Source organism: Luteimonas sp. MC1782 (assembly GCF_014164605.1).
GTDB lineage: Bacteria > Pseudomonadota > Gammaproteobacteria > Xanthomonadales > Xanthomonadaceae > Luteimonas.
The window spans coordinates 119,519-131,041 of record NZ_JACJFT010000001.1; the positions used below are offsets into that span (position 1 = coordinate 119,519).

14 protein-coding genes are annotated in these 11,523 nt (G+C 70.9%); 13 read left to right on the top strand and 1 reads right to left on the bottom strand.

The window, feature by feature from the left end; translation table 11 throughout:
- Positions 1 to 40 precede the first annotated feature (40 nt).
- From H5368_RS00620 to recO, 4 genes are read left to right on the top strand one after another with little or no spacing between them, the layout of a single operon-like run.
- On the top strand, positions 41 to 421 hold the full coding sequence (locus H5368_RS00620; RefSeq protein WP_182820487.1) for a DUF4845 domain-containing protein: 381 nt from the start codon (positions 41 to 43) through the stop codon (positions 419 to 421).
- Positions 408 to 1,091 carry a ribonuclease III gene (gene rnc, locus H5368_RS00625; protein ID WP_182820488.1) on the top strand — a complete coding sequence of 228 codons (684 nt, stop codon included), beginning with the start codon at positions 408 to 410 and terminating at the stop codon, positions 1,089 to 1,091. The genes H5368_RS00620 and rnc overlap by 14 nt, the downstream gene beginning before the upstream one ends.
- A complete protein-coding gene (gene era / locus H5368_RS00630) occupies positions 1,088 to 2,023 on the top strand; it encodes a GTPase Era (RefSeq protein WP_182820489.1) in 936 nt (311 codons plus the stop codon). The genes rnc and era overlap by 4 nt, the downstream gene beginning before the upstream one ends.
- A gap of 18 nt (positions 2,024 to 2,041) precedes the next feature.
- Positions 2,042 to 2,788, top strand: coding sequence for a DNA repair protein RecO (gene recO / locus H5368_RS00635; RefSeq protein WP_182820490.1), 747 nt, complete (start codon positions 2,042 to 2,044; stop codon positions 2,786 to 2,788).
- Here recO and H5368_RS00640 read toward each other — a convergent pair.
- The gene (locus tag H5368_RS00640) at positions 2,764 to 3,513 is read right to left on the bottom strand and encodes a response regulator (RefSeq protein WP_182820491.1); all 750 of its coding nucleotides are present in this window, start codon (positions 3,511 to 3,513) and stop codon (positions 2,764 to 2,766) included. The genes recO and H5368_RS00640 overlap by 25 nt on opposite strands.
- A gap of 34 nt (positions 3,514 to 3,547) precedes the next feature.
- Here H5368_RS00640 and H5368_RS00645 point away from each other — a divergent pair, with 34 nt between their 5' ends.
- The 9 genes from H5368_RS00645 (at position 3,548) to H5368_RS00685 (ending at position 11,390) form a co-directional block, all read left to right on the top strand.
- Positions 3,548 to 5,578: a hypothetical protein gene (locus tag H5368_RS00645; protein WP_182820492.1), complete on the top strand. Its 2,031-nt coding sequence runs from the start codon at positions 3,548 to 3,550 to the stop codon at positions 5,576 to 5,578.
- 24 nt (positions 5,579 to 5,602) lie between these two features.
- Positions 5,603 to 6,211, top strand: coding sequence for a YdbL family protein (locus H5368_RS00650; RefSeq protein ID WP_182820493.1), 609 nt, complete (start codon positions 5,603 to 5,605; stop codon positions 6,209 to 6,211).
- Positions 6,212 to 6,296: 85 nt separating this feature from the next.
- On the top strand, positions 6,297 to 7,628 hold the full coding sequence (rlmD, locus tag H5368_RS00655) for a 23S rRNA (uracil(1939)-C(5))-methyltransferase RlmD (RefSeq protein ID WP_182820494.1): 1,332 nt from the start codon (positions 6,297 to 6,299) through the stop codon (positions 7,626 to 7,628).
- A gap of 39 nt (positions 7,629 to 7,667) precedes the next feature.
- Complete coding sequence (locus tag H5368_RS00660) at positions 7,668 to 8,183, top strand: CYTH domain-containing protein (RefSeq protein ID WP_182820495.1); 516 nt, start codon at positions 7,668 to 7,670, stop codon at positions 8,181 to 8,183.
- Positions 8,184 to 8,195: 12 nt separating this feature from the next.
- A complete protein-coding gene (gene nagZ / locus H5368_RS00665) occupies positions 8,196 to 9,197 on the top strand; it encodes a beta-N-acetylhexosaminidase (RefSeq protein WP_182820496.1) in 1,002 nt (333 codons plus the stop codon).
- Complete coding sequence (locus tag H5368_RS00670; protein WP_182820497.1) at positions 9,194 to 9,754, top strand: hypoxanthine-guanine phosphoribosyltransferase; 561 nt, start codon at positions 9,194 to 9,196, stop codon at positions 9,752 to 9,754. Before nagZ ends, H5368_RS00670 begins: the two co-directional genes overlap by 4 nt.
- 24 nt (positions 9,755 to 9,778) lie before the next feature.
- A complete protein-coding gene (locus H5368_RS00675; RefSeq protein WP_182823623.1) occupies positions 9,779 to 10,531 on the top strand; it encodes an S-methyl-5'-thioinosine phosphorylase in 753 nt (250 codons plus the stop codon).
- Positions 10,532 to 10,628: 97 nt separating this feature from the next.
- Positions 10,629 to 10,835 (top strand): cold-shock protein, encoded by a 207-nt coding sequence (locus H5368_RS00680; RefSeq protein ID WP_182820498.1) that lies wholly within the window; start codon positions 10,629 to 10,631, stop codon positions 10,833 to 10,835.
- Positions 10,836 to 10,946: 111 nt separating this feature from the next.
- Positions 10,947 to 11,390, top strand: coding sequence for a hypothetical protein (locus tag H5368_RS00685; RefSeq protein ID WP_182820499.1), 444 nt, complete (start codon positions 10,947 to 10,949; stop codon positions 11,388 to 11,390).
- The last annotated feature ends 133 nt before the right edge of the window (positions 11,391 to 11,523 follow it).

Below are 11,523 nucleotides of genomic sequence, written 5' to 3' on the forward strand. Positions count from 1 at the left end.
CATGGATACTGGTGTTCCAGGGGATCGAGGGGAAACTGCTATGAGAAACGCGCAACGCGGCATCACCCTGCTGGGGTTCGTGATCGTGCTGGCCGTGGTCGGCCTGTTCGCCTATGTCGGCATGAAGCTGTTCCCGATGTATTCCGAGTACTACAGCGTGCGGTCCGCGCTGAAGGGCCTGGCCAACGAGCCGGGCATCGCCAACACCGACCCGCGCAAGATCCAGGACCTGTTCTTCCGCCGGCTGTACATCAGCTACGCCGAGAACGTGAAGGCCGAGCACGTCAAGATCAAGCGCGTCGACAACGGCTGGCAGATGGATGTGAACTACGAGGTGCGCAAGCCGGTGATCGCGAACCTCGATGTGGTGGGCAGGTTCGACACCACGCAGATGTTGACCAGGTCCGGTGACCTCAACTGATGCCGCTGCCGTCCGCTTCGCGGGGCATGCGTTCCGCGATGGCGGCTTGCTGGCGCAGGCGCTGACCCACCGCAGCGCCGGCGCCCCGCACAACGAACGACTTGAATTCCTCGGCGATGCGCTGGTCGGCCTGATCGTCGCCGAAGCGCTGTACCTGCGCTGGCCCAAGGCCGACGAGGGCGTGATGACCCGCGCCCGCGCCGAACTGGTGCGGGAATCCTCGCTGGCGCGTATCGCGCGCGGGCTCGACCTCGGCGCGCGCATCACCCTCGGCCCCGGCGAGATGAAATCCGGCGGCCACCGCCGCGACTCGATCCTGTCCGACGCGCTCGAGGCGCTGGTCGGCGCCATCTACCTCGACGCCGGTTTCGATGCCTGCCGCAGTGCCGTGCTGCCGTGGTTCGAACCGGCGCTGGCGGGGCTTGCCGCCGGCCGCATCGGCAAGGACCCCAAGACCCGGCTGCAGGAGTGGCTGCAGGGTCGCCAGCGCCCGCTGCCGGTCTACGATCTCCTGTCCGAGGCCGGTGACGAACACGCCAAGGTCTTCCACGTGCGCTGCACGTTGGTCGAACCCGCGCTGTCGGCATCGGGCGAGGGCAGTTCGCGCCGCGCCGCCGAGCAGGCCGCCGCTGGCGCCGTACTTGCACAACTGGAAGCAGACAAGCCATGAACACCCCCAACGACGCCGAAGCCGGCCACCGCAGCGGCGCCATCGCCGTCATCGGACGGCCCAATGTCGGCAAGTCCACCCTGGTCAATGCGCTGGTCGGCGCCAAGGTGAGCATCGTCTCCAATCGCCCGCAGACCACGCGCCACCGGCTGCTGGGCATCGCCACCGTGCCCGGCGGCCAGCTGCTGCTGGTCGACACGCCCGGCATCCATCGCGGCGAGCGCAGCCAGTCGGCGACCGCGATGCACCGGATGATGAACCGTGCCGCGCGCGGAGCCGTTGAAGGCGTCGAGGCCGTGCTGCTGGTGGTCGAGGCCGGCCGCTGGGACGAGGAGGACACGCTGGCGTACGAGTCACTGCGCGAGGCGGCGGTGCCGGTGGTCCTCGTCGTCAACCAGGTGGACCGCATCCGCGACAAGGCGGCGTTGCTGCCGTACCTGCAAAAGGTGACCGAGGGACGCGAGTTCGCCGGCGTGCACCCGATCTCGGCCCTTAAGCGCAAGGGCCTGGAGGCGTTGGTCGCACAGCTGCTGACGCTGGTGCCGGAACAGCCGCCGATGTACGCCGAGGACGAGATCACCGACAAGAGCCAGCGCTTCCTGGCGGGCGAGATGCTGCGTGAGCAGCTGATGCGCCAGCTGGGCGCGGAACTCCCGTATGCGACCACGGTGGAGATCGAGTCGTTCACCGAGGAGTCCACCAAGTCCGGGCCGATGATGCGCATCGGCGCGGTCGTGTGGGTCGAGCGCGACGGCCAGAAGGCGATCGTCATCGGCAAGGGCGGCACCCGCCTGCGCGAGATCGGCAGCAAGGCGCGGTTGTCGATGGAGCGGCTGTTCGGCTGCAAGGTGTTCCTGGAAACCTGGGTGCGCGTGCGCCAGGGCTGGTCCGACGACGAGGCCGCGCTACGCACCTTCGGCTACGACGAGTAGCGCCCCTACAATGCGGGCATGCGCTTGCTCGGCCAGCCCGCCTATGTCCTCCATGCCCGGCCGTGGCGGGAAACCAGCCTGCTGCTCGAGGTCCTGACCGCCGAGCACGGACGCATGGGGCTGGTGGCGCGCGGCGTGCATGGACCGCGGCGACAGGCGCTGCGCGCGGCGCTGCAGCCGCTGCAGCACATCCGCTTCGACGCCGTGCAGCGCGGCGAGCTCGCGCACCTCAACGCCGCCGAGGCGATCGATGCCGCGCCGAGGCTGCAGGGCGAACTGATGCTCGCCGGCTTCTACGTCAACGAACTCGTGCTGCGGCTGGCGCCACGCCAGGATCCGCAGCCCGAGCTGTACGCGCTCTACGGCGAGTTGCGTGCGCGGCTTGGCGCCGGCGAGCCGCTGGCGTGGACATTGCGCCGCTTCGAGCGCGACCTGCTCGAGGTGCTGGGCGTGGGGTTCGACCTTGCACATGACGCCGACGGCGTGCCGTTGGATCCGGCCGCGCGCTACCGCCTCGATCCCGAGCAGGGGCCGCGCCGGGTGCGTGGGGAGCGCGACGGCGAACGTTCACGCAGCGCCACCGGGCGCGCGCTGCTCGACCTGGCGGCCGACGACCGAGCGCCGCCGCCCGAGGAACTCGGTGGCTTGCGGCGCGTGCTGCGCGAGGTGCTGATGTCGCACCTCGGCGCGCGGCCGCTCACCTCGTGGCAACTGATGGCCGACCTCGGCCGGCTCACCACTCACGGCGGTGGCAGCAGCTCCTGAGCGGCGTCCTTGAACGCCTGCAGTGCGGCGGCCGAGCCGGGTGCGCCTTCAAGCACCGCGACTGCATCGCCAAGACGCGCGGCGCCGACGAAGCCGCAGCTGGCGCGCAGCCGGTGCAAGGCATCGCGCATCCGGCGTTCGTCGCCGTCGAGTGCCGACGCCACCACGCCTTCGCGCGCCGCGGGCAGTTCGTCGAGGAACAGGACACGCAGCGCATCGACGTGCGCGCGCTCGCCGTTGAGCGCACGCAGCGCGGCGGCATCGTCCCACCTGGGCGGTGGATCGACCGCATCCCCGGCCAACTCGGCCACGTCGGCCACGTCGGCCACCTCGGCCACGTCCTCGGCCACCCGCGATGGATGCCATGCACCGATCGCCGTGGCGAGCGACGCGCGCAATGCGGAGGCCGCCAGCGGCTTGACCAGCACCGACGCGAAACCGGCGGCGCGCAGCTCGTGGTGCAGCCAGGGGTCGTGGGCGGCGGTGTGCGCGATCGCGGGCGTGGCCAGGCCGAGTGCCCGCAGTTCGGCCAGCAGGCCCGCGCCATCGCCATCGGGCAGGTGCGCATCGAACAGCCACAGTGCGTGGCGGACATCGGCGGCCTTGGCAAGGGCGTCGGCCCGACTGCCCGCGACATCCACGGTGGCCGGCAACGCTTCGATCGCGGCGGTCATGAAGGCGGCGGTGGTGGGGTCGTCCTCGACCAGCAGGATGCGTGGCTTCATCGGCGCGTGTCGTCCTGTCGTTATTCTGGCGGCCATGCCGAGGGCGATCTTACCGCTGCTTTTGCTGGTGCTGCTGGGAGCGGCGGATGCGGCGTGGGCGCGCACCCTGTCGGCGACCATCACGCGCGTCGCCACGCCGGTGGCCACCCTGGAGGGCGTGCACGTGCGCCTGCGTTGGCCGGAGGGCGCGACGCAGGGTGAACTGCAGTTGCGCGCGGCACGGGTCGATGCGCCGGACCTCGGGTATCGCTTCCGCGACGTCGACTGGCGCTGTCCGCTGCGCCGCGATGGCCAGGGCGGCTGGCGCTGCGATGGCCAGGTGCGCCAGCAGCGCGGCGCGCCGTTGCGGCTGGCCCTGGCGTTGGCACCAGGCATGGCGAAGGTCGACGCGGCGCTGTCGGCGGGCGGGCAGGGGCAGGCGCGGCTGGCGGTGCAGTACGAGCGCGCCGCGCCCGACCTCACGCGCATCGATCTGGTGGCGGTGCCCGTCGCCTGGGCGCAGGCGCTGGCCAGCCAGGCCTGGTTGGCCGGTCGACTCCACGGCGGCACGCTCGATGGCACGGTCCGCGTGCACGCCCCCCGTGGCGGGCCGCTGCACGTGGAGGCCCCACTCACCTTGGGCGGCGTTGCATTCGACACCGCCGACGGCAGCATCGCTGGCGAGGGCCTGGACGCCCGGCTGCGGATCGACTGGCGCGCGCTGGCCGGCGGGCCCCACGTCACCGTGGATGGCGCGCTGCGCGGCGGCGAACTGCTGTTCGGCAACGCCTACGTCGCGCTGCCGGCGCACCCGGTGGCGGTGCGCGTGGCCCTTCAGGGGGGCGCCGAAGGGTGGACCGTGCCGGCATTCTCCGCCAGTGATCCGGGCGTGCTGGAGGCCAGTGGACGCGCGGCGCTGGCCGGCGACGGCAGCGTGCGCAGCCTCGACCTGGCATTGCACAGCGCTGCGGTCGCGGTGCTGCCCGAACGCTATCTGTCCGGCTGGCTGGGCATTGCCGGATTGACCGGCTTGACGCTGGAAGGCGCGCTGTCGGTTGAACTCGCCCTGCGCGACGGCGCGCTGCACGCGCTCGCGTTGCGCTCGGTCGCGCTGGACGTGGCGGCGCCGGATGGACGCTTCGCCTTCAACGGGCTCGACGGCGAACTGCGCATCGTCGCCGGCGGCAGCGCCGACAGCACGCTCGGCTGGCGCGACGGTGCGCTGGGCGATATCGCGTTCGGGCCGGCGCGCCTGCCGTGGCGCAGCCGCGACGGCCGCCTCGCGCTGCGTGAGCCGGTGCGCGTGGCGCTGCTCGGCGGAGAACTCGCGCTGTCCGGGGTGTCGCTGGCACTTCCGCGCGATGGCAAGGGCATGGAGATGGAAGGCGCGGTGGCGGTGGAGGCGCTGGACATGGCGAGCCTGGCCACGGCGCTCGGGCTGCCGGCGTTCCCGGGCACGCTGTCGGGGGTGATCCCGCGGATGCGCTATGCCGGCGAGCGCCTCGCCTTCGATGGTGGCCTGTCGATGCGCGCCTTCGACGGCGAGGTGCGGGTGTCGTCGCTGGCCATGGAACGGCCGTTCGGCGTGGCGCCCACGCTGTCGGCCGACATCGTGCTCGAGGGCCTCGACATGCAGGCGCTGACCGGCGTGTTCGATTTCGGCAGCATCAGCGGGCGCCTGCACGGCGAGGTGCTGGGCCTGCGCCTGGTCGACTGGCAGGCCACCGCATTCGATGCCGAGCTGCACACCGAGAAGACGCGCGGGGTCCGCCAGCGCATCAGCCAGCGCGCGGTGCAGAACATCTCCAGCGTCGGCGATGCCTCGTTCGTGACCAGCCTGCAGGGACGGCTGCTCGCGGTGTTCGACGACTTCGGCTACCGCCGCATCGGCATCTCCTGCCGGCTGGCCAATGGCGTCTGCGCGATGGCTGGGCTTCATCCCCGGGGCGCAGGGTTTGCTATCGTCGAAGGTGCCGGCCTGCCGCGCCTGGACATCGTCGGCTACAACCGCAACGTCGACTGGGAAACCCTGGTCGAACGCCTGGCGGCGGTGGGGTCCGGCGATGTCACCCCCGTGTTCGACTGATCGACCGCGTCCGAGGAGGACTGCATGCGCCACAGGATGGGATTGCCGTTTGTCGCCGCGCTGGTGCTCACCGCCTGCGTCACCATCAATGTCTACTTCCCGGCGGCGGAGGCTCGCGAAGCAGCGCGCGAGTTCGTCGAAAAGGTGATCGGCGACGAGGCCGCGCCCGAGGCCGTGCCCGCGCCCGGAGGGGGCATGGCGATGCTTCCGGCCGAGCGCGCATCGCGGCGCGTGGCCTTCGATCCGTGGATGCTGCTGGGCATCGCGCCGGCCCATGCGCAGGCGCCGGACATCACCATCCGCACGCCGGCCATCCAGGCGATCCAGTCGCGGATGGAGTCGCGGTTCGCGAGCCTGCGCCCGCACTTCGACAGCGGCGCGCTGGGCTTCGGCGGCGATGGCCTGCTGGTGGTGCGCGAGGCGGCCAAGGTGCCGCTCAAGGATCGCGTGGCGGTGAACGCCGCGGTCGCCGATGACAACCGCGACCGCAAGGCGGTGTATCGCGAAATCGCGGTCGCCAACGGCCATCCCGAGTGGGAGGCGCAGATCCGCGAGGTGTTCGCACGGCAGTGGATCGACAGCGCGCGGCCGGGGTGGTGGTACCAGCAGGGCGGCGCCTGGAAGCAGAAGTAGGCGGCGCCTCACCGGAGCCGCCGCGCGGCGCCCGCGCCGGCGGCTTCTGCGACAATGCGCGGCCGTTCCCGAGGGCCGCAACGCATTGGCTCGCATCGACCAGACCCCCTTCCAGGCCGAGATCCTCGACCTCAGCCATGACGGCCGCGGCGTTGCCCGGCGCCCCGCAGGCCACGTCAACGCCGGCAAGGCGGTGTTCGTGGCCGGCGCGCTGCCGGGCGAGGTGGTGATGGCGCGGCAGACCGCACGCTCGCGGCATTTCGATGAAGCCGAAGCGGTCGAGGTGCTGACCGCGTCGCCGGAGCGCGTCGTGCCGCGCTGCCCGCACTTCGGTACCTGCGGCGGCTGCACGCTGCAGCACCTGGCCGAGGACCGGCAGATCGTCGCCAAGGCGCGGGTGCTGAACGATAACCTCGCGCGCATCGGCCACGTCACCCCGGATGCGGTGCTGCCGCCGCTGAGCGGCGCCGCCTGGGGCTACCGCCGCAAGGGCCGGTTCTCCGTGCGCCGGGTGGAGAAGAAAGGCAAGACGCTGGTCGGTTTCCGCGAGCGCGACCCGCGCTTCGTCGCCGAGCTGCGCGAGTGCCACACCGTCATCCCGGCGCTGGGCATGCGCGTCGAGGCGCTGGCGGCGCTGGTCGACTCGCTGGACGCACGCAGCGACATCCCGCAGATCGAGTTCATCGCCGGCGACGACAGCATCGCGCTGGTGTTCCGCCACCTGCAGCCGCTGGGCGATGCCGACCGCGCGCGGCTGGTGGCGTTCGCGCAGGAACAGGGCTTCGCCGTGTTCCTGCAGCCCGGCGGCCCCGATTCCCTGCAGCCGCTGTGGCCGGAAGATGTGGCGCTGTCGTTCCGGCTGGCGCCGTGGGACATCGAGCTCGGGTTCCGGCCGCTGGACTTCATCCAGGTGAATGCCGACCTCAACGAGAAGATGATCGCGCATGCACTCGCGCTGCTCGACGTGCAGCCCGGCGAGCGCGTGCTCGACCTGTTCTGCGGGCTGGGCAATTTCACCCTCCCACTTGGGCGCGTCGCCGCCGAGGTGGTCGGCGTGGAAGGCGATGCCGGGCTGGTGGCACGCGCGCGCGAAAACGCCGAGCGCAATGGCATGCCGCACGTCAGCTTCCACGTGGCGGATCTTTCCACCGATCTCTCGCGCGAGCCGTGGATGCGTGCCGGCTTCGACAAGCTGCTGCTCGATCCGGCGCGCGCCGGCGCGCTCGACGTGCTCAAGCAACTGCCGCTGAAGGGCCTGAAGCGCATCGTCTACGTCAGCTGCCATCCCGGCTCGCTGGCGCGCGATGCCGGTTACCTGGTCAACGAGCGCGGCTGGCGCCTGCGTTCGGCCGGGGTGATGGACATGTTCCCGCACACCGCCCACGTCGAATCGATCGCCGTGTTCGAACCGGCATGACGCACCCCGGCCGCGCCAGCACCCACGCAGGAGTCCCCGATGGCAATTGAGATCGAGCGCAAGTTCCTGGTTACCGGCGACGGCTGGCGCGCCGCCGCGCACGCGGTCGTGCCGATGGCGCAGGGCTACATCAACGACCAGGCGGCGATGGACGAAGGCCGCCAGAACGCTTCGGTGCGCGTGCGCATCGCCGGCGACGAAGCCTTCCTCAACCTGAAGTCGCGCGAGCTCGGCCACACCCGGCAGGAGTTCGACTACCTGATCCCGGTCAACGACGCGCGCGCGCTGCTCGCGCTGTGCGTCGGCGGTCTGCTCGACAAGCGCCGGCACCTCGTCTGCCACGGCGACCACCTCTGGGAAGTCGACGAGTTCCTCGGCGACAACGCCGGTCTGGTAGTCGCCGAGGTCGAACTCGGCAGCGCCGATGAGACATTCCTGCGCCCGGACTGGCTGGGCGCCGAAGCGACCGACTGCCCGCGCTACTACAATCTGGCCCTGGCCTCGCGCCCGTACTCGCAATGGAGCGAGGCCGAGCGCGCCGGCCCGGAAGCCTGAAGGAGAAAGTCCATGCTCGTCATCGGCGTCGAAGGCACCGAACTCACCGCGCGCGAACGCGACTGGCTGCAGCACGACGCCTGCGCCGGCGTGATCCTGTTCACCCGCAACTTCGCATCGCGCGAGCAGGTCGCCGAGCTGTCGGCGGCGATCCGCGCCGCCGCGCCAAGGCCGCAGCTGGTCTGCGTCGACCAGGAAGGCGGCCGCGTGCAGCGTTTCCGCGAGGGCTACAGCGCGCTGCCGTCGTTGCAGGGCTTCGGGCGTGACTACGCTGTTGATCCGCAGGCCGCGCTCGAGCGCGCCCGCGAGCACGCCTGGCTGATGGCCAGCGAAGTGCGCGCTTCCGGCGTCGACCTGAGCTTCGCGCCGGTGGTCGACCTGGGTCGCGGCAACCTCGCCATCGGCGACCGCGCGTTCTCGGATGACCCGCAGGTGGTCGCCGCGTTCACCCGCGCCTACGTCGAGGGCATGCACGCTGCCGGCATGGCCGCCACCCTGAAGCACTTCCCGGGCCACGGCTCGGTGCGCGAGGACACGCATTTCGACGACGCGGTCGATGACCGGCCTCTCGAGGCGATCCGCGCCGACGACCTGGTCCCGTTCGTGGCCGGCATCGACGCGGGCGCCGACGCGGTGATGCTGGCGCACGTGGTCTACCCGCAGGTCGCGCCCGAACCGGCCGGCTACTCGCCGCGCTGGATCAACGACATCCTGCGCACCGAGATGGGCTTCCGCGGCGTGGTGTTCTCCGACGACATCGGCATGGCCGCGGCGTTCTCCGCCGGCGGCGTGAAGCAGCGCATCGATGCGCACCTCGACGCCGGCTGCGACGTGGTGCTGGTCTGCCACCCGGACCTGGTCGAGGAGTCGCTGGTGGCCGTCGAAGGCCGCACGCTCAACACCATGGCGCTCACCGGGCTGCTGGGCCGCGGGGCACTCGGCTGGGACGGATTGCTCGCCGATGCGCGCTACAGCCGTGCGCGCCAGGGGCAGGGCGGCGGGGTGCCGGCATGAGCGCGGCGCTGCTCGTCGACGCGCTGGCCGGCGCTGACGTGATCCACGACCGCGCCACGCTGGAAGCCGCCATCGAAGGCATGGCCGATGCCATCGTGCCGGACTACGCCGACGACGCGCGCCCGCCGCTGTACATCACCATCATGCATGGCGGCATGCCGTTCGCCGCGCAGCTGGCGTTCGCGCTGGGCGAGCGCGGGCTTGACCTCGAGTTCGACTACCTGCACGCCACCCGCTACCGCGGCGCCACCAGCGGCTCGCGCCTGGCCTGGCTGCACCGTCCGTCCACCCCCATGCGCGGCCGCCGCGTGCTGCTGGTCGACGACATCCTCGACGAAGGCCACACGCTCAATGCCGTGATCCGCTGGTGCCAGGACGAAGGCGCGGCCGACGTGCGCGTGGCGGTGCTGGCGACCAAGATCCACGACCGCTGCGTGGAAGGCGTGTGCGCCGACTACTCCGGCGTCGAGGTCCCCGACCGTTACGTGTTCGGCTACGGCATGGATTTCAACGAGCAGGGCCGCAACCTGCCGGCCATCTACGCACTCGCCGACTGACCGGAGATTCCCGTGAGCCAGCCGATCACCGACCTCGCGCTCGCCGTCATCGGCGGGACCGGGCTGTACCAGCTGGCCGGACTGGAGGACGTCGAGCCGCACCAGCCGGTGACCCGCTTCGGCGCGCCCTCCGGGCCGGTCCGCATCGGCACCCTGGACGGGCATCGCGTCGCGTTCCTTGCCCGTCATGGCGAAGGCCATTCGGTGCCGCCGCACCAGGTGAACTACCGCGCCAACCTGGTGGCGCTGCAGGCGCTCGGCGCGCGCCGCGTGCTCGCGCTGAATACCGTGGGCGGCATTACCGCGCGATTCGGTCCGCGCGTGCTGGCCTGCCCGGACCAGCTGATCGACTACACCTGGGGACGCGTGGCGACCTTCTGCGAAGAGCCGGGCAGCGAGGTGCTGCACGTGGACTTCGGCGATCCGTACACCCCGTCGCTGCGCCACGCGGTGATCGGCGCGGCGGCGGAGGCGGGCGTCGCGCTGCTGGACGGCGGATGCTATGGCGTCACCCAGGGCCCGCGCCTGGAGACCCGCGCCGAGATCGCGCGCATGGCGCGCGACGGCTGCGACCTGGTCGGCATGACCGGCATGCCCGAGGCCGGGCTGGCGCGCGAGCTCGGACTCGACTACGCCTGCCTGGCGATCGTCGCCAACTGGGCGGCCGGTGCCGGGCCGGTACACGACGAGGTGATCACGCTCGAAGAAGTGGTGGCCAACGTCGAAGCGGCGTCATCCGGGGTGCCCGGCCTGGTCGCGGCCCTGCTCGCGGGGTGATTGAAGTCGGCCGGGTTGCTTTGCATACTCGGGCCGTGTGACCCGGCGCCTTGCACGCCGACACACGCAATCGCATCCAGACGAGGTGGAAAGAGTCATGCAATACGGCACAGTGAAGTGGTTCAACGACGCCAAGGGCTTCGGGTTCATCGCACCGGAGGACGGCAGCACGGATGTCTTCGTGCACTACTCGGCAATCTCATCGGAAGGCTTCCGCAGCCTGCAGGAAGGGCAGCGCGTCAGCTATGAAGTCACCCAGGGGCCGAAGGGCGCACAGGCGACAGGCGTTGCAGCCGTTGCGTAAACGCTTCGATCGATAAGACAGTTTTCCCTGTTCCGGGGCCTCGCTGAGCGGGCCCCTTTTTTATGCGCCGACGCGCTTGCAGCGCGCATGGCGCTCCATGACAATCCGACGATGCGCCTCGTCCCCACCTTGTTGCTGGTCGCTTGCCTGTTCGGCGCCTGGCGCTGGTGGGATGGCCGACCGGATTCGAGCAGCGGGTTCGACGCCGGTGCCAGCGTGAGCGAAAACGGCTTTGTATCGGTGCAGATGCCCGATGGCGCATCACGCCACGCGGTACTGGTCCTTGCGCCGCAAAACTGTCCTTCCGACCAGGCGCGGCGCAGCGAGGCGCTGGTCGCGTTCCTGCAGGACAAGGGCGTGCCGGTGGTGCGGGGCCACTCGATTTCATTCGCGTTCGACAATCCAACGCCGGAGCAGGTCGCGGGCGCCAACCGCGCGGTCGAGGTCTTCAAGCGCGGCGCACCGGCGGTCTTCATCAACGGCATGGCCATGTCCGATCCCACGCCGGCACAGGCCGCTGCGGAGTACCGCAGGCTTCGGATCGCGGGACTCTAGCTGAGCGCGATGCGTTCGCCGGCTGCGCGCAGCTCGGCGTCGCGCAGGTCGAGCACCGGTGAAGTGAGCGGGACCGGGCTTGGCCATCGGCTCGAAAAAGCGGGGTTGGGTATGCTTGCAGGGTTGATGCCCG